At 72.0% G+C, this 25,114-nt stretch carries 21 protein-coding genes and 2 pseudogenes; 12 read left to right on the forward strand and 11 right to left on the reverse strand.

Annotated elements, in window-relative coordinates:
* Positions 1-28: 28 nt before the first annotated feature.
* The 3 genes from ACLB9X_RS14985 to ACLB9X_RS14995 are packed head-to-tail and all read right to left on the reverse strand — an operon-like array spanning position 29 to position 2,383.
* Positions 29-820, reverse strand: coding sequence for an enoyl-CoA hydratase/isomerase family protein (locus ACLB9X_RS14985; protein ID WP_410360834.1), 792 nt, complete (start codon positions 818-820; stop codon positions 29-31).
* Positions 817-1,233 carry a Zn-ribbon domain-containing OB-fold protein gene (locus ACLB9X_RS14990; RefSeq protein ID WP_410360835.1) on the reverse strand — a complete coding sequence of 139 codons (417 nt, stop codon included), beginning with the start codon at positions 1,231-1,233 and terminating at the stop codon, positions 817-819. Before ACLB9X_RS14990 ends, ACLB9X_RS14985 begins: the two co-directional genes overlap by 4 nt.
* 1 nt (position 1,234) lies before the next feature.
* Complete coding sequence (locus tag ACLB9X_RS14995; RefSeq protein WP_410360836.1) at positions 1,235-2,383, reverse strand: lipid-transfer protein; 1,149 nt, start codon at positions 2,381-2,383, stop codon at positions 1,235-1,237.
* Between the two features lie 66 nt (positions 2,384-2,449).
* On the opposite strand from ACLB9X_RS14995, the gene ACLB9X_RS15000 reads away from it, so the two are divergent.
* Positions 2,450-4,021 (forward strand): FadD3 family acyl-CoA ligase, encoded by a 1,572-nt coding sequence (locus ACLB9X_RS15000; protein WP_410360837.1) that lies wholly within the window; start codon positions 2,450-2,452, stop codon positions 4,019-4,021.
* 73 nt (positions 4,022-4,094) lie between these two features.
* Here the strand turns inward: ACLB9X_RS15000 and ACLB9X_RS15005 are convergent, their stop codons facing one another.
* The 3 genes and pseudogenes from ACLB9X_RS15005 to ACLB9X_RS15015 all read right to left on the reverse strand — a co-directional run bounded on the left by ACLB9X_RS15005 (position 4,095) and on the right by ACLB9X_RS15015 (position 8,404).
* Positions 4,095-4,325 carry a hypothetical protein gene (locus ACLB9X_RS15005; RefSeq protein ID WP_410360838.1) on the reverse strand — a complete coding sequence of 77 codons (231 nt, stop codon included), beginning with the start codon at positions 4,323-4,325 and terminating at the stop codon, positions 4,095-4,097.
* A gap of 197 nt (positions 4,326-4,522) precedes the next feature.
* Positions 4,523-7,480: an AfsR/SARP family transcriptional regulator gene (locus ACLB9X_RS15010; protein ID WP_410360839.1), complete on the reverse strand. Its 2,958-nt coding sequence runs from the start codon at positions 7,478-7,480 to the stop codon at positions 4,523-4,525.
* Positions 7,481-7,603: 123 nt separating this feature from the next.
* A pseudogene (locus ACLB9X_RS15015) lies at positions 7,604-8,404 on the reverse strand (polysaccharide deacetylase family protein).
* 158 nt (positions 8,405-8,562) lie between these two features.
* Here ACLB9X_RS15015 and ACLB9X_RS15020 point away from each other — a divergent pair.
* Positions 8,563-9,783: an amidohydrolase family protein gene (locus tag ACLB9X_RS15020; protein ID WP_410360840.1), complete on the forward strand. Its 1,221-nt coding sequence runs from the start codon at positions 8,563-8,565 to the stop codon at positions 9,781-9,783.
* Positions 9,784-9,820: 37 nt separating this feature from the next.
* Here the strand turns inward: ACLB9X_RS15020 and ACLB9X_RS15025 are convergent, their stop codons facing one another.
* Positions 9,821-9,955 (reverse strand): hypothetical protein, encoded by a 135-nt coding sequence (locus ACLB9X_RS15025; RefSeq protein ID WP_410360841.1) that lies wholly within the window; start codon positions 9,953-9,955, stop codon positions 9,821-9,823.
* A gap of 67 nt (positions 9,956-10,022) precedes the next feature.
* Here ACLB9X_RS15025 and ACLB9X_RS15030 point away from each other — a divergent pair, with 67 nt between their 5' ends.
* The 8 genes and pseudogenes from ACLB9X_RS15030 (at position 10,023) to ACLB9X_RS15065 (ending at position 19,790) form a co-directional block, all read left to right on the forward strand.
* On the forward strand, positions 10,023-10,664 hold the full coding sequence (locus tag ACLB9X_RS15030) for a hypothetical protein (RefSeq protein WP_410360842.1): 642 nt from the start codon (positions 10,023-10,025) through the stop codon (positions 10,662-10,664).
* Between the two features lie 212 nt (positions 10,665-10,876).
* Positions 10,877-11,289: pseudogene (locus ACLB9X_RS15035) on the forward strand (PaaI family thioesterase).
* Between the two features lie 87 nt (positions 11,290-11,376).
* Positions 11,377-12,297 (forward strand): LLM class F420-dependent oxidoreductase, encoded by a 921-nt coding sequence (locus ACLB9X_RS15040; protein ID WP_410360843.1) that lies wholly within the window; start codon positions 11,377-11,379, stop codon positions 12,295-12,297.
* A gap of 37 nt (positions 12,298-12,334) precedes the next feature.
* Entirely contained in the window at positions 12,335-13,087 is a 753-nt protein-coding gene (locus ACLB9X_RS15045) for an SDR family NAD(P)-dependent oxidoreductase (RefSeq protein ID WP_410360844.1), read from the forward strand.
* A gap of 96 nt (positions 13,088-13,183) precedes the next feature.
* Entirely contained in the window at positions 13,184-14,305 is a 1,122-nt protein-coding gene (locus ACLB9X_RS15050) for an LLM class flavin-dependent oxidoreductase (RefSeq protein WP_410360845.1), read from the forward strand.
* Positions 14,306-14,709: 404 nt separating this feature from the next.
* Complete coding sequence (locus ACLB9X_RS15055) at positions 14,710-16,449, forward strand: N-acyl-D-amino-acid deacylase family protein (RefSeq protein WP_410360846.1); 1,740 nt, start codon at positions 14,710-14,712, stop codon at positions 16,447-16,449.
* Positions 16,450-16,517: 68 nt separating this feature from the next.
* Positions 16,518-17,972 (forward strand): aldehyde dehydrogenase family protein, encoded by a 1,455-nt coding sequence (locus ACLB9X_RS15060; RefSeq protein ID WP_410360906.1) that lies wholly within the window; start codon positions 16,518-16,520, stop codon positions 17,970-17,972.
* A gap of 252 nt (positions 17,973-18,224) precedes the next feature.
* Positions 18,225-19,790, forward strand: coding sequence for an APC family permease (locus ACLB9X_RS15065; protein ID WP_410360847.1), 1,566 nt, complete (start codon positions 18,225-18,227; stop codon positions 19,788-19,790).
* Between the two features lie 3 nt (positions 19,791-19,793).
* Here ACLB9X_RS15065 and ACLB9X_RS15070 read toward each other — a convergent pair whose 3' ends face one another.
* A complete protein-coding gene (locus ACLB9X_RS15070) occupies positions 19,794-20,414 on the reverse strand; it encodes a dihydrofolate reductase family protein (RefSeq protein WP_410360848.1) in 621 nt (206 codons plus the stop codon).
* A 124-nt stretch (positions 20,415-20,538) separates the two neighbouring features.
* On the opposite strand from ACLB9X_RS15070, the gene ACLB9X_RS15075 reads away from it, so the two are divergent.
* Complete coding sequence (locus ACLB9X_RS15075; RefSeq protein WP_410360849.1) at positions 20,539-20,940, forward strand: hypothetical protein; 402 nt, start codon at positions 20,539-20,541, stop codon at positions 20,938-20,940.
* A 19-nt stretch (positions 20,941-20,959) separates the two neighbouring features.
* Here ACLB9X_RS15075 and ACLB9X_RS15080 read toward each other — a convergent pair whose 3' ends face one another.
* From ACLB9X_RS15080 to ACLB9X_RS15090, 3 genes are all read right to left on the reverse strand, one after another.
* Positions 20,960-21,289, reverse strand: coding sequence for a putative quinol monooxygenase (locus tag ACLB9X_RS15080; RefSeq protein WP_410360850.1), 330 nt, complete (start codon positions 21,287-21,289; stop codon positions 20,960-20,962).
* 442 nt (positions 21,290-21,731) lie between these two features.
* Positions 21,732-22,499: an IclR family transcriptional regulator gene (locus ACLB9X_RS15085; RefSeq protein ID WP_410360851.1), complete on the reverse strand. Its 768-nt coding sequence runs from the start codon at positions 22,497-22,499 to the stop codon at positions 21,732-21,734.
* Between the two features lie 57 nt (positions 22,500-22,556).
* On the reverse strand, positions 22,557-24,065 hold the full coding sequence (locus ACLB9X_RS15090) for a CehA/McbA family metallohydrolase (RefSeq protein WP_410360852.1): 1,509 nt from the start codon (positions 24,063-24,065) through the stop codon (positions 22,557-22,559).
* A gap of 174 nt (positions 24,066-24,239) precedes the next feature.
* On the opposite strand from ACLB9X_RS15090, the gene ACLB9X_RS15095 reads away from it, so the two are divergent.
* Positions 24,240-25,067, forward strand: a complete 828-nt coding sequence (locus ACLB9X_RS15095; protein ID WP_410360853.1) for an LLM class F420-dependent oxidoreductase — start codon at positions 24,240-24,242, stop codon at positions 25,065-25,067.
* Positions 25,068-25,114: the final 47 nt, after the last annotated feature.

Below are 25,114 nucleotides of genomic sequence, written 5' to 3' on the forward strand. Positions count from 1 at the left end.
CCCGCCAGGTCCGGCACCCACGAGGTCCTCAGCGCAGCCTGAAGCCGGCCCGGCCCCGCCCGTCCCCGCCCCGCCCCTTCGCGAACAACTCGGCCTGCCGCTCCGGCGGCAGGTTCCCGAGCACGACCAGGTGCGGGGCGAGGGCGAGCGCCCCGGCTCGCGCCGACTCCGTCGCCGACCAGACGGCCCGTACGGTGCCCTGCACCGCCTCCGTCGGATACGAGGCGATCACGGCGGCGGCCCGCAGCGCCGCCGCGACGGCCCCGCCCGGCTCGGTCAGTTCGGACACCAGGCCGGTCTCGTACGCGCGCCGGGCCGACAGCCGCTCCGCCGTCCCCATCAGCGCCGTCCGCGCCACCTCGCCCGGCGGCATCCGCAGCGCCATGTTCACCGACTCGTACGCGCTGACCATCCCGTACGAGGTGTGCGGGTCGAAGAACGTCGCCTCGCGCGAGGCCACCACGAACTCGCTCTCCCCGAGCAGGTAGAACGCCCCTCCGCAGGCCATGCCCTCCACCGCCGAGACGACCGGCTTCCACAGGTCGTGGGCCTTGGGCCCGATGCTCAGCAGCGGATCGTCCACCGAGTACGGGGATGAGGGCTGCGGCGCCTCGGCCGAGCGGTCGATGCCGGTGCAGAACGCCGCGGTTCCCGCGCCCGTCACGACCGCCGCGCGGACCGTGTCGTCGAAGCGGAACCGCTGCCAGACCGCCGCCAGTTCACCGGCCATGGCGAGGTCGATCGCGTTGTGTTTCGCCGGCCGGTCGAGGGTGACGAGGGCGACGCCCGTGTCCTCGTGCGTCTCCACCCGGATGCTCACGGCCGCTCCAGCAGCCAGCGGGGCAGGCCGGTGCGGTCGAAGACCGCCTTCACCGGCGCCCCGATCCGCAGCCGCGCAGGGTCGAGCGAGTTCAGCGGCGCGTCGGGCGAGGTGACGACATTGCCGACGAGGCGGATGCGTGGGGCGTCGGCGAGTTCGACGACGACCGCGTTGTAGGGGGCCTGGTCGGCGTAGTCGGGCAGCAGGGGCGGGTGGGGGACCACGTACGACCAGATGCGGCCGCGGCCCGACATCAGGCGCCACTCGCTGTCGAAGGACCCGCAGTGCGGGCAGCACGGGCGGGGCGGGAAGCGCGGCTCGCCGCAGGCGGCGCAAGCCTGGATCCGCAGTTCGCCCCGGGCGGCGTACTCCCAGAAGGGGGCGCCGTCCTCGTCGGAAACGGGTGCGAGCATCTCAACTCCTCAGCAGCAGAGCGGATGTGGGGACGCCTTCGCCCGCCGTGACCAGGCACGTCGCCGCGCCCGCCACCTGGGCCGTCGATGCGCCGCGCAGTTGCTTCACGCCCTCGTTGATCAGGTTGAAGCCGTGTACGTACGCCTCGCTGAGCCCGCCCCCGCCAGTGTTGAGCGGGAGCCGTCCGCCGATCTCCAGGGCCCCGCCCTCCGTGAAGGCGCCGCCCTCCCCCCTCCCGCAGAAGCCGTAGCCCTCCAGGGACAGCGGGACGAGCGGCGTGAACGCGTCGTAGATCTGGGCCACGTCGACGTCCTCGGGCCCGAAGTCGGCCTGCTTCCACAGCTGCCGGGCCGCGGTCCAGGCCGGGCCGGTGAGCGGGTCGTCGTTCCAGTAGTTGACCATGCCGTGGTGCTGGGCGGGCAGGCTCTGGGCGGCCGAGTGGACGTAGACGGGCCGCCGGCGGCAGTCGCGGGCACGTTCGGCCGAGACGACCACGCAGGCGAGGGCGCCGTCGGTCTCCAGGCAGTTGTCGAACAGGCACAGCGGCTCGCTGATCCAGCGGGCCGTCATGTACATCTCGCGGGTCAGCGGCCGGTCGTACATGATCGCGGCCGGGTTCTGGTTGGCCCTGCTCCGGCACGCGAGCGCGACGTTGAAGAAGTGGTCGCGGGTCGCGCCGTACTCGTGCATGTAGCGGCGGGCGAGCATGCCGATCTCGTCGGCGGGCCGCAGCAGCCCGAAGGGGCGGGTCCACTGGGCGGGGGTGGGCAGTTGGGCGGTCGTGTTCGTCCAGGGGCGCGGGCCCGAGCCGCGTTTGCGCGAGCGCCACGCGACGCCGACGGTCGCCTGGCCGGTGGCGATCGCGGTGGCGAGATGCGCGACGGTGGCGCAGGAGCCCCCGCCGCCGAAGCCCACGCGGGAGAAGAAGGTGACGTCCCCGGCCCCGATCGCCTTCGCGAGCTCGACCTCGTCCGTCTCCTCCATCGTGTACGAGGCGAAGGCGTCGACCTCCGAGGGCGCGATGCCGGCGTCGCCGAGCGCGGCGAGCACCGCCCGGCAGGCCAGGGTCTTCTCGGATTCCGGCAGGTGTTTCGCGAAGGCGGTCTGTCCTATGCCGGCTATCGCCGCCCGGTCCTTGAGGGTCGCCATGGCGGGCAGCGTACAGCTAATCTGACGTACCGTCAGCTAAGTTGGCTGCCGAGAGGGGTGCGTGCGATGCGACGCGGCGACCTGGAGTGGGGCTCCGTCCCGGGGCTGGTGCGGGACGCGGCCGGGCGGTACGGGCAACGGGAGGCCGTCGTCGACGGCCGCACTCGCGTCACCTACGCCGAACTGGGCGAACGCGTCGAACGCGCCGCCGCCGCGTGCATCGCGTCCGGCGTCGCCAAGGGCGACCGGGTCGCGATCTGGGCGCCCAACACCCTCGACTGGATCGTCTCCGCGCTCGGCGCGGTCACCGCGGGCGCCGTCCTCGTCCCCCTCAACACCCGCTTCAAGGGCGCCGAGGCCGCCGACGTCCTCCGGCGCTCCCGCGCCCGGCTCCTGTTCGTCACCGGGACCTTCCTCGGCACCTCGTACGTCGCCTCGCTGCGCCGGGCCGACGGGGAACTTCCCGACCTGGAGCAGATCGTGGTTCTCGCCGATTGTGCGCCCGACGCCCCGCGTTACCGCGCCTGGAAGGACTTCCTCGCCGGCGGCGACGCGATCACGTCCGCCGCCGTCCGTGCCCGTGCGGACACCGTCACCGGGGCCGATCCGTCCGACATCGTCTACACGTCCGGGACGACCGGCCGCCCCAAGGGCGCGGTCATCACCCACGCCCAGACCCTGCGCTGCTACGACCTGTGGAGTGACATCGCCGGGCTGCGCGAGGGCGACCGCTATCTGATCGTGAACCCCTTCTTCCACACCTTCGGTTACAAGGCGGGCGTGATCGCCTGCCTGACCCGCGGCGCGACGATGGTGCCGCAGTCCGTCTTCAACGTGGACACCGTCCTCGCCAACATCGCCGCCGAACGGATCTCGGTCCTGCCGGGGCCCCCGACCCTGCACCAGTCGCTGCTCGACCATCCCGCCCGGGACCAGCACGACCTGTCGGCCCTGCGCCTGGTGGTGACCGGGGCCGCCGTCGTCCCGCTGCGCCTCGTCGAACGCCTCCGCTGCGAACTCGGCGTCCCGACCGTGCTCACCGCGTACGGCCTCTCCGAGGCGAGCGGCATCGTCACGATGTGCCGCCGCGGCGACGCCCCGTCGGTGATCGCCACGACCTCGGGCCGCGCGATCCCCGGCACGGAGGTCCGCGTTGCCGCGCCCCCGGGCGAACCGGGCGAGATCCTGGTCCGCGGCCTCAACGTGATGCGCGCCTACTTCGAGGACCCGGCCGAGACGTCCCGTGCCCTCACCCCGGACGGCTGGCTGCACACGGGCGACGTGGGCGTCCTCGACGCGGCGGGCAACCTGCGCATCACGGACCGGATCAAGGACATGTTCATCGTCGGTGGCTTCAACGCGTACCCGGCGGAGATCGAGCAACTCCTGGGCCTGCACCCCGACATCGCGGACGTGGCGGTGATCGGCGTCCCGGACGCCCGCCTGGGCGAGGCCGGCAAGGCCTACGCGGTCCGCCGCCCCGGCGCGACGCTCACCGCGGACGACCTGATCGCCTGGTCGCGACGGGAAATGGCGAACTACAAGGTGCCGCGGCAGGTGGAGTTCATGGACGAACTGCCCAGGAACGCGAGCGGGAAGGTGCTGAAGGCCGAGCTGCGCGCCCGGCACGGCGGGTGACCGCGCCCAGGCACACCACGGCCGCGGCGGCTCCCCCTCCGCGCCGCCGCGGCCGTTCCCCGTCGTGGGTGGCTCAGTCCAGCGGGGGTGCGGGCGAGTGGTGGTCGCCCATGGTGGTGATCCCGCCGTCGGCCGGCGGCAGCGGGGAGTGGTGGTCTCCGAGAGTCGTCACCGCACCGTCGGCGGGGGGCAGCGGCGAGTGGTGGTCGCCCATGGTGGTGATGCCGCCGTCTGCCGGGGGCGCCGGCGAATGGTGGTCGCCCATCGTGGTGATCTCTTCGTTCTTCTTCTCGGTGCTGCTCATGCTTCGTGCCCCCATGGGATTGACCGATGCGACTGAGTTCGGCCCTCCGCCCGGAAACTCCCCCGAGGGCTGCCGGACGGAAGGCCAGTGGACCTTTCGGCCCCGGTGATCCGTCTGCCCCCCGACACGACGGATCGACTGCTGTTGAGCATGTCGGACGAGCATAAACATTCGATGAACGCCCTGGCCCTGCCTTTTCAGGCGGCACTCAGCGGAGTGGTGAGCAGTTGCCGGGCCTCCTCGGCCTCAGCGGCGCCGGACTGCTCGTGCAGGGCCAGCGCCTCACGCCAGCAGGCACGGGCCCGGTCCGCCTGTCCAAGAGCCTCCAGCGCCCGGCCGAGAGTGAGCAGCACCTTGCCGCGCGTGCGGTCGCCACCGATGCAGCCGATCGCCAGAGCCTGCTCGGCATGCTGCGCCGCCCCCGCCGGGCGGCGGGCGGACAGGTGGACCTCGGCGATGCGGAAGTGAGTCGTCCCTTCCCACAGTCGCTGCCGGTTCACCTCGAACTGGCCCAGAGCGTCCGTCAGCTGATTCAGCGCCTCCGCGTGGTGCCCCGCCGCGGTGAGTGCGATGCCGAGTGCGAACCTGGCGTTCGCCAGGCGCAGCTTGTGGCCGATCCTGTCGTATATGGCGACGCCCTCACGGGCCAGGATGATGGCTTCGGAGGCCCGACCGGTGACGACGTGGACGCGCGACAGGTTGCACAGTGCACTCGCCTCGCCGGGCAGATTGCCGTCGGCCCGGGAGCCCTCCATGGCGTGACGCAGATGCTGTTCGGCCTCCGCATGGCGCCCCTGGTTGAACGCGATGATGCCGCGGTCGTTGTCCGACCAGTACACCGGCGCCGGGTCGTCCGCGGCCTTCGCCAGCACCGCCGCCTGCGCGGCCTCCTCGTCCGCCTCCGCATAACGGCCCGCGACCAGATGGACATTGGTGAGGGACGTCCGCGCTCGGGCCTCCGTGCGCGTGTCGCCGGCGGCTCGCGCCGCCTCGAAGGCGAGGAAGGCCGCCGCCTCGTAGGTCTTCGAGTTGGCCCCGGACTCGGCCAGGTTCTGGGCGGCCCACAGCAGGTCCACCGCCCGCCGGAGGTGAGACCCGCCGGATGCCTGACGCGCGCAGGCCAGTAGGCAGTTCGCCTCGGCGTAGAGCCAGTCCTGGGCCGCCTGCCGGTCGGTGAACGACAGCCCGGCGTTCCCGGTCGGCTCCAGATGGTCCACCAGCCGGTCGCCGGGACGCTCAATGGCGAACACCCGCGCCGCCGTGCCCAGATAGAAGTCCAGCAGCCGCGACAGCGCCGCCTCCCGCTCCTCCGGCGGCTGTTCGTCCCGCTCCGCGCATGCACGCGCGTAGAGCCGGACCAGGTCGTGGTAGCGGTATCGGCCCGGTGCTGCCGACTCCAGCAGCGACGTGTCGACCAGCGCCTCCAGCAGGTCCTCCGTCACGTGGAGGGGGAAATCCAGCACCGCCGCGGCCGCCGCCAGCGAGATGTCCGGGCCGTCCGCCAGGCCCAGCAGGCGAAACGCGCGGGCCTGGGCCGGCTCCAGCTGGCCGTAGCCCAGCTCGAACGTCGCCTTCACCGCCAGGTCGCCCGCCTGGAGCTCGTCCAGCCTGCGGCGTTCGTCCGCGAGTTTGGCCGCCAGGACCGAGACGGTCCACGTCCGGCGCGCCGCCAGGCGGGAGGCCGCGATACGGATCGCCAGCGGCAGGAATCCGCACGCCGCGACCACGTCCAACGCCGCCTCGCGCTCCGCACGCACCCGCTCCTCGCCCACGATCCGCGTGAAGAGCTGCAGCGCCTCCTCCGGCGACATGACGTCCAGGTCCACCAGGTGCGCGCCCGCGAGGTCCAGCATCCGCACCCGGCTGGTGATCAGCGCCGCACACCCGGCCGTGCCGGGCAGCAGGGGCCGGATCTGGGCCGCGTCGCGCGCGTTGTCCAGCAGGACGAGGACCCGGCGTCCGTCCAGCGTCGAGCGGTACAGCGCGGCCCGCTCGTCCAGCGTGTCCGGGATCGCGGAGTCCGCCGCGCCCAGGGCGCGCAGGAACGCGCCGAGTACCGTCTCCGGCTCGGCGGCCCGGTTGCCCGCGCCCTGGAGGTCCACGTACAGCTGCCCGTCCGGGAAGTGCTTGCGCGCCTGGTGGGCGACGTGCACCGCCAGCGTCGTCTTGCCGACGCCGCCGATGCCCGCGAGGGCGGAGACCGCCATGACCGAGCCCTCGGCGGTGGCGAGCCGGTCGCCCAACTCCCGCACGAACGAGGCCCGGCCGGTGAAGTCCGGGACCGTGGCCGGAAGTTGCGCGGGCCGCGTGACCTGCGGCGCGGGCGACGGTTCCTCGACCGGCCGCGCCAGCTCCGCGTCCGCCCGCAGGATGCGCTGCTGGAGACGGGCCAGCTCGGGCCGCGGGTCGACGCCCAGTTCATCGGCGAGTAGCCGCCGCGTGTCGGCGTACACGGCCAGGGCCTCCGCCTGCCGCCCGCTGCGGTACAGCGCGAGCATCAGCAGCTCCCGCAGCCGCTCCCGCAGCGGATGCGCGGCGGTGAGCGCGGTGAGCTCCGAGACGGCCTCTGCGTGGCAGCCGAGCTCCAGGTCCAGGTCGAGGCGGGTCTCCAGCAGTTGCAGCCGCCACTCGTCCAGCCGGGCGCGCTCGTTCTCCGCGTGCGGCCCGGGGACGCCCGCCAGCGGCTCGCCGTCCCACAGGCCGAGCGTCTTGTTGATCAGCGTCCGGGCCTGGGCACGGTCGCCGGCGGCACGCGCCTTGTCCGCCTCCGCGGCGAGCTCCTGCGCCACGACGAGGTCGAGCGCGTCCCGCCCGACGCGCAGCGCGTAACCGCCGGACTCGCTCACGAGCACCGTGGCGGGCAGGGACTTGCGCAGCCGGGAGGCGTACGTGCGGACGGCGGCGAGCGCCTGCGAGGGCGGTTCCTCGCCCCAGATCGCGTCGATCAGCTCCGACGCCGTCGCGGTCCGGCCGTCGCGCAGCAACAGCGCGGCGAGCAGGGCGCGTTGCTGCGGCGAGCCGGGCGGCAGGGTCTCGGCGCCCCGCCTGACCCGGACGGGGCCGAGCACGCTGAAGTACAGACCGGCGGCCTCGCTGCCGCCGCTGTGCAGCGGAGCGCGCTGATTCGGTACGCGTGGCCCGCTGTCACGGTCCATTGGCTGCCCCCTGCCCGTACTGCCGGAAATCGCCCCCGACAGTCTGCCCTGTAGGGTGCGGCCGCGTCAGCAGCGGGGCACCTCGGATCCCGCCTGCCCGTGTGAGCCTCGTCCTACACCTGATCAGGGACGATAGACGGTTCCGGGCTGCGGTTCGGCGGGCGCGAGGAGCTCGGGGACCGTGACGAAGGTGTAACCGCGCTTCTTCAGCTCCTTGATGATGCCGGGGACGGCGGGCACCGTTCCGTCGTAGATGTCGTGGAGCAGGATGATTCCGTCGCGGTCGGCCTGGTCGAGGATGCGCTTCTGGATGAGTGCGGAGTCGGTGGTCGAGTAGTCCTTGGCGGTGGCGCTCCACAGCACCTGGGAGAGGCCGAGCTCCTTGCTGACGGCGGTGACGTCGTCGTTGATACGGCCCTGGGGCGGGCGCATCAGCGTGGGCTTCGTGCCGGTGATGTCGGCGATGGCGTCCTGGGTGCGGCCCAGTTCGTCGCGTATCCCGTCCTTGTCCAGCTGGTCCAGGCGCTGGTGCGTCCAGGTGTGGTTGGCGACCTCGTGGCCCTCGGCCGCCAGGCGCCGGACGACGTCCGCGTACTTGAGGACGTGGTTCTTGCCGAGGAGGAAGAAGGTGGCGTGCACCTTCTCCTACTCGAGGATGTCGAGCAGCCGCGGGGTGTCCTTGCCGGGACCCGCGTCGAAGGTCAGCGCGATGCACTTGGCCTTCTCGTAGTCCACGGCCGACCCGCCCCCCGCGCCGACGCCCTTGCCGCTGCCGGGTGCCTTGGCGTCGGACGCGGGGGCGTCGGCGCGGGCGTCGGCGGGTGAGGTCGTGTCCATGGAGCAGCCGGTGAGGACCAGCGCGAGCGAGACGGCGGCGACGGCGGAGACAACCCGCGGCCTGCGTATGGGCGTCTTGACGGGCATGACGGTGTTCCCCCTGTGTGGTGGTCGCGCGAAGCGGCGCGTGCCGCGGTGGTCGGCCGCGTGCGTGAGCGCACTATAGACACGGTGTATACGTAGGGCGCACGGCGAACCGGTGCACGCTACCTGACGTACCGTCAGATCGGCGCTACCGTGAATCCATGGAGACCTTCCCGAAGATCATCTCGGTGGACGACCACACGGTGGAGCCCCCCAATGTCTGGCGGGACCGGCTCCCGTCGAAGTACCGCGACACCGGCCCGCGCATCGTGCGTGCCCCGCTGAAGGAGATGACCTTCCTCGGCGGCAAGTTCGCGCCGGTCATGGGGGCGCCGGGCGACGACGGCCCGATCGGCGACTGGTGGGTGTACGAGGACCTGCGCCGCCCGCTGACCCGGCTCGACACGGCCGTCGGCTGCGACCGCGACGAGATCCGGCTAGAGGTCATCACGTACGAGCAGATGCGGCCCGGTTCGTACAGCGTCCCGGACCGGCTCGCCGACATGGACGTGAACCACGTGCAGTCGGCGCTCTGCTTCCCGACGTTCCCCCGCTTCTGCGGCCAGATATTCACGGAGGCCGCCGACCGGGAGCTCGGCCTGCTGGGAGTGCGGGCGTACAACGACTGGATGGTGGAGGAGTGGTGCGGCCCCGCGGCCCGCGGCCGGCTCATCCCGCTGACGCTGATCCCCCTCTGGGACGCCCGCCTCGCCGCCGCCGAGGTCCGCCGGAACGCCGCCCGGGGCGTGCGCGCGGTCGCCTTCTCCGAGATACCCCCGCACCTGGGACTGCCCTCGATCCACACCGACGAGTGGGACCCCTTCCTCGCGGCGTGCGACGAGACCGGCACGGTCGTCGCCATGCACATCGGCTCGTCCTCGAAGATGCCCTCGACCTCGGCGGACGCCCCGCCCGCGGTCGGCTCCACCATCACCTTCGCCAACTGCTGCTTCTCGATGGTCGACTGGCTGATGAGCGGCAAGTTCGAGCGCTTCCCCAACCTGCGGATCATGTACGCCGAGGGCCAGATCGGCTGGATCCCCTACATCCTGGAACGGGCCGACGTGGTCTGGGAGGAGAACCGCGCCTGGGGCGGCGTAGCCGACAAGGTCACCCGCCCGCCCTCCGAGCTGTTCGCCGAGCACGTGTACGGCTGCTTCTTCGACGACGCCTTCGGCCTGCGGAACCTGGCGGCGATCGGCGCGGGCAACGTGCTGTACGAGACGGACTACCCGCACTCGGACTCGACCTGGCCGAAGTCGAAGGAGGTCGGCGAGTCCCAGATGGCCCACCTCCCGCCGGAGGTGGTGAACCGCATCGTGCGCGGCAACGCGATCGAGCTGCTGGGCCTGACGGAGGACGGGCTGTGGGCGGGGGCGTAGCGCTGGACCGGGCCGGCCGGGGCCCGGTGCCGGGGGGTCAGCCTTCGGCCGGTGCCTGGAAACCGGTGGTGTCGAGGACGCAGTCGAACGGAGCGGTGATGTGGATCTTCTCGCCGAAGGGCACGGCGAGAAGAGAGGCGTACCCCTTGGCGGCCGGCGACCAGAACGACATGTCGTGCCGTGGCGCCCTGCCTGGTCGCCTGTGACGAGGCATCCGTGGTCAGGAGACAATCCACCACATGGATGACGCGTTCACACTCCTTCGGCAGGCCGTCGATCTGCTGCCCGAAGATGCCATGCCGGAGAACGGCGTGACAGTCGAGGATGTGCGCGAGAACATCAAGCGCCAGGAATGGGAGATGGCGCTCGGCCTTCTCGTCGAGATCGCGGACGTCCGGCCCCTGTCTGTGGACTTCTGGGAGCTCCTCGCCGAGGCCGCTCGGCAGATGATGCTCGACCGTAGCCGCCGTTGGTGCGAGTGGCGGGGCTGGGAAGTCCAGCACGGCACCGTCCGGGCGACGCTGAGCTTGCTGGAAGCAGAAGAGGGCGGGCGCCAGGCTGCCTTCTCCGGGGACGGTCGGCTCAGACCACTGTGGGACATCGGTAACCGCACTGCCGATGGAGGGCGAGATCTGAACATTGCGATGTTGTGGGTGGAGTTCGCGGAAGAGCTGGGTCCCGGAGAGACCGCCGACGTTCGGCTGGCTCCCCTGAGCCCCGACCAATGGCTGCATCTGAAGGTCGGTGACGTGATCACCATGCACGAGGGCAGACCTGTCGTCGGCATGGCCACAGTCATCGAGATTTTGCCTCCCTCCAACCTGAGCCCGCATCGTGGGCGGCCAGGTGCGAAGCGGCCGAAGACCGGCGCCTTGAGCTGAGAGAACTCACCATCGACGGCGTGGACGCCGTCCTGGCGATCTACGGAAGCCGAGAAGCGACAGATCACCTCTCCTTCGAGCCCAGGACGCGGCCCCAGGTGGTTGAGCGCGCGTAGGGGGCATGACCCGGATACGGACACGCTCCGCCGACGCAAACGCGTGCCGGCCACGCCCGCTACCCCCGCCGCTCCCTCCACGGCACCATGCTTCGCATGACGCTCTCCATCGCCGAAGCCGACAAGATCCTGTCCGACAACTTCGTGCCCTGGGTGCTCGACCTCGGGCTGACCGTCCACGAGGCGGGCGAGTTGCACGCGGTGCTGCGCCTGCCCTGGTCCGAGGCGCTCGCGCGGGAGGGCTGGCCCTGTCCGGGCAGGCGCTCATGGCCGCGGCCGACACCGCCACCGTGATCGCCGTGTCGTCGGCCCGCGGGGCCTTCGTCCCCATGACCACGGTCCAGCAGTCCACCAGCTTCCTGCGGGCCGTCACGGGCGCCGACGTCCTCGTCGACGCGCGGATCACCAAGCTGGGCCGGCGCATGGCGTTCGCCGACATCACCATGACCCCCGAGGGCGCGGACGGCCCCGCGGCCCGCGCCTCCACGGTGTACGCGCTGCTGGGGTAGGCGGCGCGGGGGCCTTGCCTGCTGGACCGCGGGGCACGACCATGGGCGGGCTGTTTATGACGGTCCGTCAGATACGAGGAGCCCTCCATGGTCGCGTACGGGATGCAGCTCCCGGTCCAGTCCCAGAGCACCCTCTACGCCGAGCCCTGGGAGGTCGAGGCCGGGCCGGACGCGCTCGTCGAGATCGCCCGCGCCGCCGACCGCGCCGGCTTCGCGTACATCGCCGTCTGCGACCACGTCGCGATCCCGCGCCGCCTGGCCGACGCCATGTCCACCGTCTGGTACGACCCCGTCGCCACGCTGTCGCACCTCGCGGCGGTCACCGAACGCGTCCGCCTCCTGAGCCATGTCGCGGTCGTCGGACTGCGCCACCCCCTGCTGACCGCCAAGCAGTACGCGACCCTCGACCACCTCTCCGGCGGGCGGCTGATCCTCGGCGTCGGCGCCGGGCACGTGCGCGAGGAGTTCGACGCGCTGGGCGTCGGCTTCGACGACCGCGGACCCCTGCTGGACGAGAGCGTCGACGCGCTGCGGGCGGCGCTCGGCCCGGAGGAGTTCTGCGAGTTCACCGGGGTGCGGTACTCCTTCAAGGACCTGGGGCAACGGCCCCGGCCCGCCCAGGAGCGCGTACCGATCTGGGTCGGCGGGTCCTCGCCCGCCGCCGTCCGCCGGGCCGCGCTCAAGGGCGACGGCTGGCTGCCGCAGGGCGACCCGCGCGACCGGCTGCCCGCGCAGATCGCCCGCATCAGGGCGCTGCGCGAGAAGGCCGGGATCGAGGTGCCCTGCGTGATCGGCGCGCTCACCGAACCGCTCTACGTCGGCGAACCCTCCTGGCCCACCGGCCGCAGGACCCTCACCGGCAGGCCCGAGGCCCTCGCCGATGCACTGCGTGCCTACGCGGTGATGGGCGTCGACCAGATCCAGGTCCGCTTCCGCAGCCGCGGTGTGTCCGAACTGACGGATCAGATGGCGGCGTTCGCCGCCGACGTGGCCCCTCACCTCGCATAAGCCTCGCATGACCCTCGAATGACCAGGGAGACTCGGCATGGGCAAACTGGACGGACGCGTCGTGTTCATCACCGGTGCGGCGCGCGGACAAGGCGAGGCGGAGGCCCGGCTCTTCACGGCGGAGGGCGCGCGCGTGGTCCTGGCCGACGTGCTCGACGAGCCGGGACAGAAGCTGGCCGAGGAGCTGGGGGCCCTCTACGTGCACCTGGACGTGAGCCGGGAGGACGACTGGACCGCCGCCGTCGCCGCTGCGAAGGACGCCTTCGGCCGCGTCGACGGCCTGGTCAACAACGCGGGCATCCTGCGCTTCAACGAACTGGTCGGCACGCCGCTGGCGGAGTTCCAGCTGATCACCCAGGTCAACCAGGTCGGTGCGTTCCTCGGGATCAAGACGCTCGCCCCGGAGATCGAGGCCGCCGGCGGCGGGACGATCGTCAACACCGCCTCGTACACGGCCCTGACCGGCATGGCGTACGTCGGCGCGTACACCGCCTCCAAGCACGCGATTCTTGGCCTGACCAGGGTCGCCGCGCTGGAGCTGGCCGGGCGGGGGATACGCGTCAATGCCGTGTGCCCGGGCGCGGTGGACACCCCGATGAGCAACCCGGAGGGCGCGGACCCGGGCGCGATCGAGGAGCTGTACCGCACGCTCGTGCCGCTCGGCCGGGTCGGGCGGCCCGAGGAGGTCGCGCGGCTCGCGCTCTTCCTGACCGGCGAGGACTCCTCGTACATCACGGGCCAGCCGTTCGTCATCGACGGGGGATGGCTCGCCGGGGTCAGCGTTCTCTGACGGACCGTCAGGTATTGACGGTCCGGGTGGGCGGTGGAACAGTCGGAGCCAACCAGGTCTGACGGAGCGTCAGAAACGATTGGGCGGTGAACCCCCGTGGAATTCGGCATCTTCGTACAGGGATACCTCGGCAAGCGCGCCGAGACAGACCCGCTCGCCGAGCACAAGACGCTCATGGAGGAGACCGAGTACGTCATCCAGGCGGACCGGTCCGGGTTCAAGTACGCCTGGGCCTCCGAGCACCACTTCCTGGAGGAGTACTCCCACCTGTCGGCCAACGACGTCTTCCTCGGCTACCTCGCGCACGCGACGGAACGGATCCACCTGGGATCGGGGATCTTCAACCCCCTCGCACCCGTCAACCACCCCGTCAAGGTCGCCGAGAAGGTCGCGATGCTCGACCACCTGTCGCAGGGCCGCTTCGAGTTCGGCTCGGGCCGGGGCGCCGGCTCGCACGAGATCCTCGGCTTCATGCCGGGCATCACCGACATGAACCACACCAAGGAGATCTGGGAAGAGACGATCGCCGAGTTCCCGAGGATGTGGCTCCAGGACGAGTACGCAGGCTTCCAGGGCAAGCACTGGTCCCTGCCGCCGCGCAAGGTCCTGCCCAAGCCGTACGGGAAGGCCCACCCCGCCATGTGGTACGCGGCCGGCTCCCCGTCCTCGTACGCCATGGCGGGCCGGAAGGGCCTGGGCGTCCTGGGCTTCAGCGTGCAGAAGGTCTCCGACATGGAGTGGGTCGTCGAGTCGTACAAGACGGCGGTGAAGGAGGCGCAGGCGGTCGGCGCGTTCGTCAACGACAACGTGATGGTGACGTCGACGGCGATCTGCGCGGAGACGCACGACAAGGCGGTCGAGATCGCGGCCGGCGGCGGGCTCAACTACCTCCAGTCGCTGCTCTTCCGCTACCACGACACCTTCCCGCGGCCGGAGGGCATCCCGGAGTGGCCGGAGCTGCTGCCGGAGTACACGACGGAGATCATCGAGCTGCTGATAGCGGAGGAACTGATGATCTGCGGCGACCCCGGTGAGGTGCTGCAGCAGTGCAAGAGGTGGGAGCAGGCGGGGGCGGACCAGTTGTCGTTCGGGCTGCCGATCGGGGTGTCGTACGAGGACACGATGACGACGATCAGGCTGATCGGCGACCAGGTGATCCCCCACATCGACACGGATCCGATCCACCGGACGACGCGGATGCGGGAGTCGGCGGGGTGAGGTCGGGCGGGGGCACGAACCGGGGGCTCCGCCCGCGGACCCCCGCGCCTCAATCGCCGGCGGGGCTGCAATGCAGCCCGTCCGGCGTTTGAGGACACCGCGCGCAGCGCGGTACCGGGTCCGGGGGGAGCCCGGGTTTCGGGATGGGGGCACCTCCCACGGCCGCCAGGCCGTAGGGGGAGGGCGGGTAGGGGAACGGCCCGCCGCAGGCGCCCCACCCCCCCACAACCGCGGGTGGCGTCTTCCCGGACCGCCATCCGTCCACGGCCCGGCCGGCGGGCGCCCGTTCGCGGCCGAACGCGCCGCCCCCGGCCGGGCCACACCGCCCCCGCGGCGCAGCGCCCCCGCACCCCGCCCGCTCCCGCGGGCAGCGCACCCCCACCCCCACCAGAAAGGGACGCCCCATGCTCGACCACCTCATACGGCGCGCGACCGTCGTCGACGGCAGTGGTGGGCCCGCCTTCGCCGGCGACGTCGGTATCCGCGACGGACGCATCGCGGTCATCGCCCCTCCCGGCGGCGTCACCGAGGACACGCGGACCGAGGAGGACGCCACCGGCCTCGTACTCGCCCCCGGCTTCGTCGACCCGCACACCCACTACGACGCCCAGCTGTTCTGGGACCCCTACGCCACGCCCTCCCTCAACCACGGCGTCACCACCGTCGTGGGCGGCAACTGCGGCTTCACCCTCGCCCCGCTGCATCCCGGCCGGCCCGAGGACGCCGACTACACCCGGCGCATGATGTCCAAGGTCGAGGGCATGTCGCTGGTGGCCCTGGAGCAGGGCGCGCCCTGGACCTGGCACACGTTCGGCGAGTATCTGGACGCGCTCGACGGCCGGACGGCCGTCAACGCCGGGTTCATGGTCGGGCACTGTGCCCTGCGCCGCCATGTCATGGGCCCGGACGCCGTCGGCGGGCAGCCCACGCCCGCGCAGCTCCGGCAGATGACCGGCCTCCTCCACGACGCCGTGGACGCGGGTGCGTGGGGCCTGTCCACCACCCAGTCGTCGACGCACTCCGACGGCGACGGGCGGCCCGTCGCATCCCGGCACGCCCGGCCCGACGAACTCATTGCCCTGTCGACGGCCGTGGGCGAGCACGAGGGCACCCAACTCGAGGCCATCGTCGCGGGGTGCCTCGACCGGTTCGCGGACGAGGAGATCGACCTGCTCGTCGCGATGAGCGCCGCCGCCGGGCGGCCCCTCAACTGGAACGTCCTCACCATCGACGCCGCCGTTCCCGAGCGCGTGCCCCGCCAGCTCGTACCGAGCGAGCGTGCCCGGCGGGCCGGCGGCCGGATCGTCGCCCTCACCATGCCGATCCTGACCCCCATGAACATGTCGCTCGGCACGTTCTGCGCGCTCAACCTGCTCCCCGGCTGGGGCGAGATCCTCGCCCTCCCGGTCCCCGAGCGGATCGCGAAGCTCCGCGACCCGGCCGTCCGGGCACGGATGCTGTGGCGCGCCGACTCCGAGGAGGCCGGTGTCTTCCGCCGCCTCGCCGACTTCGGCCGGTACGTGGTCGGCGACACGTACGCGAAGGAGAACGAGGGCCTGACCGGACGGGTCGTCCGGGACATCGCCGCCGAGCGTGGCCAGGACCCCTTCGAGTGCCTCGTCGGGATCTGCGCCGAGGACGAGCTGCGGACGGTGCTGTGGCCGATGCCCCCCGACAACGACCCGGCGTCCTGGGCGCTGCGGGCCGAGACGTGGCAGCACGAGGACGTGCTGCTCGGCGGCTCCGACGCGGGCGCGCACCTGGACCGCATGTGCGGGGCGCCGTACACGACGCGGTTCCTCGGGGACTGCCTGCGCGGCCGCAGGCTGGTCGGCCTGGAGCAGGCGGTCAGGATGCTCACGGACGACCCGGCGCGGCTGTTCGGACTGCGCGAGCGGGGACGGGTCCAGGAGGGCTGGCACGCGGACCTGGTGCTGTTCGACCCGGAGCGGATCGACGCCGGCCCCGCGCGGCTGGTGCACGACCTGCCGGGGGACAGTCCGCGCCTGGACGCGCAGGCGAGGGGCATCGTCTCCGTGCGGGTCAACGGCGTCGAGACGATCAGGGACGACCGGGTCACCGGGGCGCTGCCGGGCGTCGTCCTGCGCTCGGGACGGGACACCAGGACGGTGTCGACCCGATGACGCCCCGGAATCCGATGACAGAGCAGAATCCTTTGACAGAGCAGAACTCGATGAAGCCCCAGGACCCGATGACACCCCAGAAGCTGTTCATCGGCGGCGCCTGGGTCGAGCCGGACCTCGGTCACTACGAGGTCGTCGACCCGGCCACGGAGGAGGTCGTGGGCCTCGCCCCCGAGGCGAGCCGCGCCCAGGTGCACCAGGCGGCCGCTGCGGCCCGGGAGGCGTTCGCGGTCTGGTCGCGTACGAGACCGGAGGAGCGAGCGGCGGTCCTGGCACGGGCCGCCGACCTCGTCCAGCGGGACGCCGAGGCGCACACGGCGCTCGCCCGGGCCGAGACCGGCGCGACGACCGCCACGGCCCGCGGCATGCATGTCGCCGTCGGCGCGGCCCGCTTCCGCCGCTATGCCAGAGGCGCGCTGGAGCCGGTCGAGCAGGCGCTGCCGCCGCAGATCAACGCGGCGGGCCCCATGGGGAGGGCGGGCGTCGTCGGTGCGGTCGCCGTGCGCCGCCCGGTCGGCGTCGTCACCTGCATCACCTCGTACAACAACCCGTGGGCCAACGCGGCCGGCAAGGTCGCGCCCGCGCTGGCGGCGGGCAACACGGTCGTCGTGAAGCCCGCCCCACAGGACCCGCTGTCGGTCTACCGGATGGCCGAGGCGCTTCAGGAGGCCGGTGCGCCGCCCGGCACGGTGAACGTCGTGACGGGGTCCGCGCCCGCGGTGGGGGAGGCCGCCGTCGACTCGCCGGACGTCGACATGGTCAGCTTCACCGGCTCGACGGCGGTCGGGCAGCGCATCGCCGAGGTGTGCGGCCGGACGATGAAACGCCAGCTGATGGAGCTGGGCGGCAAGGGCGCCGCGCTCGTCTACGACGACGCGGACGTGGAATCCGCGGTGCGCGGGATCGGGACGACGTTCTCGTTCTACAGCGGCCAGATCTGTACGGCGCCGACACGTGTGCTCGCGCAGCGGGGCGTCTACGAGCGGGTGGTGGCGGGCCTGGCCGCGTACGCGGGGCGGCTGCGGGTCGGCGATCCGGCCGATCCCGCGACGGTGGTCGGCCCGCTGATCTCGGCCGCGCAGCGCGAGCGGGTCGAGTCGTACGTCGAGCTGGGCCGCAAGGAGGGGGCGCGGCTGGTGGCGGGCGGTGAGCGCCCGGCGTTCGAGCGGGGCTTCTACGTCGCGCCCGCGCTCTTCGCGGACTGCACCAACGACATGCGCGTGGTGCGGGAGGAGATCTTCGGGCCGGTGGTGGTCGTGGTCCCGTTCGACGACGAGGAGGAGGGCGTGGCGCTCGCGAATGACAGCGACTACGGCCTGATCGACTACGTCTGGTCGGGTGATGTGGCCCGCGCCTTCCGCGTGGCGGCGGAGCTGCGCGCGGGCGGGGTGGGGGTGAACACGGTCGGCCGGAACATGGAGGCACCGTTCGGCGGGTTCAAGCGGAGCGGGGTCGGACGGGACGTCGGGTCGTACGCGCTGTATGCGTACAGCGAGCTGCAGGCGGTGGTGTGGCCGGGGTGAGGACGTGTGCCGAACCTGCGGGAAAAGGCGTCCGAAAATCGGCACGGGAAGATTTGAAAAGGGGCAAAACGGGCTTTGCTGCGGTTCTCGCACCTTGGGGAGGTTGGGTCTGGACCTGCTGAAGTGCGGCCCATCGCACCTCTCGATCTTTCAATAATGAACCAATCCGCCGGTTTGGCCTGCGAATCCAAAGGGTGATATCCGGACTTCGATCCTCCGGATGTGGAAACCGCAGGACTTAACGTCCTCTTCATGACCCAGATCGATGCGCGGCCGCAGGCCGGAGATGCAGTACGGGGCACGGCCGCCCCCGAAGACGCCGGAGGTGTCCGCCAGAAAGGTCTCGGCGGAAACTCCGTCGGCCTGATGGGCGGAGCCGTCATCGGTGTCTCGACCGTCGCCCCCGTCTACTGCCTGACCTCGACACTCGGACCCACCGTCGGGGAGGTCGGGCTCCAGATGCCGGCGATCTTCCTCGCCGGCTTTCTCCCGATGCTCCTGGTCGCCTTCGCCTACCGCGAGCTCAACAAGGCGGTCCCGGACTGCGGCACCTCCTTCACCTGGACCGTGAAGGCCTTCGGCCCGCGGATCGGCTGGATGTGCGGCTGGGGCCTGCTCGTGGCCACCGTCGTCGTCCTCTCCAACCTCGCCGGAGTGGCCACGTCCTTCTTCTGGCTCACCGCCGGAGAGATCAGCGGCAGCGAGAGCGTGGCCGCGCTCGACGGCAACAAGGCCGTCCACATCCTCACCACCCTCGCCTTCATCGCCGTCGCCACGGCGATCAGCTACCGCGGCATCACCGCGACCAAGTGGGTCCAGTACGCCCTGGTAGGACTCCAGCTCACCGTTATCGCCATCTTCGCCGTCATGGCCATCGCCAAGGCGGACGAGGTCGCCGGCTCGCTGGACTTCTCCCTGTCCTGGATGAACCCGTTCGGTGTCGAGTCCTTCTCCGCCTTCACTGCCGGACTCTCCCTGTCGATCTTCATCTACTGGGGCTGGGACGCCTGCCTGTCCATCAACGAGGAGAGCGTCGGCAGCGCCCGCACTCCCGGCCGCTCCGCCATGCTCGCCATGGTGATCATCGTCGTCTCGTACCTGATGGTCGCCATCGCCGTGCAGATGTACGCCGGCATCGGCGACAAGGGCACCGGCCTCGGCAACCCGGACACCTCCGACAACGTGTTCGCGGTCCTGGCCGACCCGATCATGGGCTCGGGTCTCGGCATCCTGCTTTTCGTCGCCGTCCTGGCCTCCGCCGCGGCGAGCCTCCAGACGACCTTCATCCCCGTCGCCCGTACCGCCCTCGCGATGAGCTCGTACGAGGCCATGCCCAAGGCGTTCGCGAAGGTCCACCCCCGCTTCAAGACGCCCGGCCTGGCCACCGTCGCCGCGGGCGTCGCCACCGGCCTCTTCTACACGGTGATGAGCCTCGTCAGCGAGAACGTCCTGGTCGACACCATCTACGCGCTCGGCCTCATGATCTGCTTCTACTACTCGATCACGGCCTTCGCCTGCGTCTGGTTCTTCCGCAAGGAGCTCTCGCGCTCGACGGCCAACCTCATGGTCAAGGGCGTGCTCCCCGGCGTCGGCGGCCTGATGCTCACCGCCGTCTTCGCCAAGACCCTCTACGACATGTGGGACCCCGCGTACGGCTCCGGCTCCTCCGTCCTCGGCATGGGCTCGGTGTTCGTGATCGGCGTCGGCCTGCTGCTCCTGGGCGCCGTGCTGATGCTCGTGATGGAGCGCCGCAGCCCGGCGTTCTTCCGCGGCGAGGTGCTGACGAAGGAGACGCCGGCCCTGGTGATGGCCGACTGACCGTCAGGCCCGCACGGGCCGCAGCCGCAGGTGAGTCACGGAGGGTGAGCCGGTCACGCGGGTCGTCTCGAACTCGACCGTCCGCCCACCCTCCGCGGCGAACAGCCGCACCCCGCCGCCGAGCAGCACCGGCACCAGATGGAGCTGGATCTCGTCCAGCAGCCCGGCGGCCAGCACGCCGCAGATCAGCTGCCCGCCGCCGGCCAGGGCCACGTCCTTGTCCCCGGCGGCGCGGCGGGCACGCTCGACGGCCTCCGCGACCCCGCCCGTGACGAAGGTGAACGTCGTCCCGCCCCGCTTCTCCAGCGGCTCACGCTCCTCGTGCGTGACGACGAACACCGGGGCGTGGAACGGCGGCTCGTCGCCCCACGGCCCTTCGCCGTGGTCGAACATCCGCCGGCCCATGACGTAGGCCCCGGCGCGCTGCACCGCCTCCTTCACCAGGTCGGAGTCGGGCCCCGTGGCGCCCCCGTCGAGACCGTGCATCTCCCGCCAGCCCGCGAGCGGATACACCCACTCGTGCAGCCGCTCGCCCCGGTCGCCGAGCGGGTTGTCGCGACTGTCGTTCGGTCCGGCGATGAATCCGTCCAGGGACACGGAGATGTCCGCGACGACCTTGCTCATGAGGCGCTCCTTCGGTCGGGGTCCGGCACCGACTCTGCCGCCGAGGGACGGGGAGGTGGCGGAGCCTCGCCGTCGCTCCCGTGCCCCGCGGCGGTTGTCGGAGCCGCCCCGTACAGTCGCCCGCATGACGAAGCCCGATCCGACGACGTCCGAGCCGACGAAGCCCGAGCCTGTGATCCGTGCCGTCGAAGCGGGCGGGAACGCCGTCGACGACCCCACGTACGTCGAGGTGCACGACCTGCTCGCCGACATGAACCTCTCCCACCCCTACGTGATCGTCGAACGGCGCGACAGGGAGCCGGCGGGCCACCACTACATGCAGGTGTATCTGAACGATGACCTCAGCTACCAGGTCGAGTACCGCGAAGGCCGAGAGGAGCTGCACTTCCAGGCCCATGTGCCCTCGCAGGGTCCGGTGATCGGCCCCGAGCCGGTGGCGAAGGTCATCGACGACTGGATGCGCGACGGCGTGGCGTGGCGCACCGCGCTGCCCTGGACGCCGCTGTTCCCGCAGGAGAAGCGCTAGTCGTACGGCCCGGGACCGACTAGCGAGGGGCGGGCTCCAGCTCGGCCATCTCGCTCCAGCCCTGGCCCGGCACCTCGACGTTGATGATCTCGGGCTTGGTCGCGATGGCGGTGGCCATGGCCTCCATGCCCGCCTTGAAGTGGTCGGACGCGACGTGGGCCGCACCCGCCTCGGCGTCCGCGAATGCCTCCAGCAGCGTGTACGTGTGCGGGTCGTCGACGCTGCGCGACCAGTCGTAGAAGAGGTTCCCGGGCTCGGCGCGGGTGGCGCGCGTGAAATCGTCGACGATGTCGAGCCAGCGGTCGCTGTACTCGGGGCGGACGGTGAACCTGACGGCGATGAAGATCATGCCTCCAGGGTCCGCGGTCCGGTGACCCGGCACCACTTGGGCGCCCCCGCATTCCGACACCGTCGGAAACGGGTCCGGCGACGGTCGGCCGATGTCCGGCCGATGCTCCGGCCGCCGTCCCGCCGACATCCGGCCGACGGTCAGCCGACAGCGCGCCGGACGGTGGCGCGGTCGGCCGGCGGCGCACCGCGAGGCCGGCACCGCCAGCCGGTGGGCGCACCTGACGGTGGCGCGGGCGGTCGGCGGCCACCGGATGGTGGCATGGCGCGCACCGCGACGGTGGCGCGGTCGGCCGGCGACGCACCGCGAGGGTGGCACCGTCAGCGGTGGGCGCGCACCGCGAGGGTGGCGTCGCGGTCAGCCGGCGGGCGCACCTGACGGTGGCGCGGGCGGTCGGCGGCCACCGGATGGTGGCATGGCGCGCACCGCGACAGCGACGCGGTCAGCCGGTGGGCGCGCCGGGCGGTGGCAGGTGCGCCGCCGTGCGCACCAGGGCCGCCCGCAGTTCGCCGTGGCGGCGACGGAAGTCCGCCGTCGGCAGCGACAACGACAGCGCGTGCACGACACCGTCCGCGCCCTGGCCGGCGGGAAGCGTCGCCGCGAGGCAGGTGTACGCCGGGTCGGCCTCGCCCACGGACACCGCGTACCCCCGGCCCCGCACCCGCTCGACCTCCGCCTCGAAGCGTTCCGCGCCGGTGATCGTGCGGTCCGTGAAGCGGGCCATCCCGTACTCCGCGAGGTACCGCCGCCGTGCCGCCCTCGGCAGCGCGGCGAGCAGCACCTTGCCGTGTGCGGTCGCGTGCGCCCGCGTCTCGGGACCCGGCACGAAGGGGTGCTCGCTGTCCGTGACCGGCACCGTGCTGTCGAGCACGACGATCCGGCCGTCCCGGTACGCCGTGACGTACGCCTCCGCGCCGGTCGCCCGCCGCAGCCGCGGCAGCAGTTCGGCGAGCTGCGGACCGAGCCCGAGATGCCGCTGGAACGACCGGTGCAGGACGGCCACGCGCGGCCCCGGTGCGTATCCGTCGCAGGTCCTCACCAAGTGCCCCCGCGCGGTGAGCGGCCCCAGCAGGTGGTACACCGTCGACAGCGAACACCCCAGCCGCCGCGCGAGCACCTTGGCCCCGAGGGGGCCCGGCGCGTCGGCGACGGCGTCGAGGATCTCCAGCGCGCGGTCGACGGACCGCGGCCCGGAGGCGGGACTGGGCATGATCACGTTCCTTCCACGGTCTCGGGTCCTCCGAGCGTACGTGGCCCCAGTGCCCGGTCAGCCGCCCAGGAAGATCGGGTTGGTGAAGGCGGCCAGCGGCCCCGGCAGCCCGGCGACAACCGGCGCGTGCCGTACCTCGGCGCGTACGTACGTGGCGTACTGCGCCGTCGTACGCCACTCCACCGTGCCCGCCCCCGAGGCGGGGACCGGCACCGTGTGCAGGACGCCCTGGTCGGTGACGATGCGGACCGTGCACCCGGGTACGCCCGCAACCTCCGCCCGTACGGTCACCGGATCGTCGTCGTCCACGCGCAGCCGCCCGCCGATTCCCGCGTGCTGCCCGCGTCCGCCGGCCGCCGAGAAGGCCACGGTGACGTCCTTGTTCTCGGCGACGTAAGCGCGCCCGGCCCTGATGCCCGCCAGAATCGCCTCGCGCGTCAGATCGTCGGCGAGGACGACCGTCTGCGGAGTGCCGATCGGGTCGGGGTGGCGGTGGGCGTCGCTGTTGCCCATGGCAGGGGTCCAGCGTTTCCCGGAGCGCGCGGCGACCGCCAGCGCGCTGTCCCAGTCGGCGAGGGACACCTCGTCGTCGGGGGTGTAGGGCCCGTTCCAGACCTCCACCGCGTCCGCGTCGCCGAAGCCGAACTTCCAGTTGCAGCCGATGCAGGTGGCGTGCGGGTGGGCCGGGACGACGAGGCCGCCGGCCCGGCGGATCGCGCGGGCGTAGTGCCCGAAGCGGTTGTCGCGGGCACGGTAGCGCCAGTCGACGAACGTCCCCGGGTCGGTGCCGAGTGCCACCACGTGCCCGTTGCGGGTGGTGACCTCCTCCCCGAGCAGGATCAGCAGGTCGTCACCGGCGACGTCGGCCCAATGGGCGTGTGCGGAATGGGTGTTGTGCTCGGAGGAGTTGATGAAGTCGAGACCGGCGGCGCGCGCGAGGGCGGCGATCTCGGCGGGGGTGCGCCTGCCGTCCGAGTACCACGAGTGCAGGTGGCAGTCCCCCCGGTACCAGGCGCGCCCGCGCCCCTTGGCCCGCTCCGGCGGATACACCGCCGGGCGCGGCTCGGCCCCGTCCCCGTACGTGAGTGTGACGCGTACCTCGTACGTCAGGCCCTGCGGCGCGACGGTGTACGGCCCGAGGGCGACGTGCCACAGGCCGGGCCGGACGGGCCCCGGGACATAGCCCGGAGTCGCGTCGTCCGCCTGGATGAAGAACTCCGTCCTGGCGCCGCCCGACCAGCCGCGGAACCCCTTGCCGCCGAGGGCGGTTCCGCGCTCGTCGAAGATGCCGATGTCGAGGGCGTTGCCCGCGGTGCCGGCGGGCTGGGGCGGCTTCTCGTAGCTGTACGAGACGTGGATCCGGCTGACGCCCGGCGGGATCTCCACGGGGAGGTACACGAAGTCGGGTGCGCCGGGCGGCAGTGTGCCGCGTACGACCTCCGTCGCCCCTTCGCCGATGCGTGGTGCCGCGTTCGCGAAGCTCACGGTGCCCAAGGTAAGGGCGGCGGCGGCTCCCGTCACGAGGAGACCGCGCCTGCCCAGGGCGTGTTCGTCGTCGTTGCACATGCCGTCGGCTCCCGGGATGTCGAGGGACAGGAGAGGTGCGGTGGTGCGTCGATGCAGTCGAACCCTGGTATTGAGCCGTGAACGGGGGTGCAAGGGAAGGGGGTTGGCAGGGGATCGCCGGATGACACGGCCATGGCCGACGACGGGACCCGGGGTTTGGCCTACCTTGTCCCCATGCGGATCGCGACCACGATCTTTCTGACGGACGAGACGATCAGCCCCGTGCGGCTGGCCCGCGAACTCGAGCAGTGCGGCTTCGCCGGGCTCTACCTCCCCGAACACACCCACATCCCGGTGGCGCGGACCACCCCGTACGGCCCGGGCGGCGAACTCCCGCCGGAGTACGGCCGCATCCTGGACCCCTTCGTCGCGCTGGCCCAGGCGGCGGCGGTCACGTCGACTCTGCGGCTGGGCACGGGTGTGACGCTGGTGGCCCAGCACGACCCGATCGCCCTGGCGAAACGGGTCGCGACCCTGGACCACGTGTCCGGGGGCCGGTTCACGCTGGGCGTGGGCTTCGGCTGGAACGTGGAGGAGGCGGCCGACCACGGCGTCGAGTGGTCGACCCGCCGGGAACTGGTCCGGGACAGGATGCGCCTGATGCGGGCGCTGTGGTCAGCCGAACCGCAGGCCTACGACGGCGAGTTCGCGTCGGTCAGCGCGTCCTTCGCCCATCCGAAGCCGCAGGGCGGCGCGCCCCGCATCCTGGTGGGCGGCTCGGCGGGCCCGAAGCTGTTCGCACACATCGCGGAGTACGGCGACGGCTGGCTGCCGGTCGGCGGCCGCGGCATGCGGGAGTCGGTCCCGCTGCTGCGCGACGCATGGGCGGCGGCGGGCCGCGACCCGAAGTCCCTGGAGGTGGTCCCGTACGCGGTCCGCCCCTCCCCGGGGAAACTGGCGCACTACGCGGAGCTGGGCGTGGAGGAGGTGGTCCTGCAACTCCCGCCCGGCGAGACGACAGAGGTGCTGAGGGCGTTGGACGAGTACGCGCAGTATCTGTAGGAGGGAGTCGGCGGACTCCGTGCGGCCCGAGCGGCTCGGCCTCGCCC

The sequence above is a fragment of the Streptomyces sp. 5K101 genome, from assembly GCF_046506645.1.
In the GTDB taxonomy this organism is placed as follows: Bacteria; Actinomycetota; Actinomycetes; order Streptomycetales; family Streptomycetaceae; genus Streptomyces.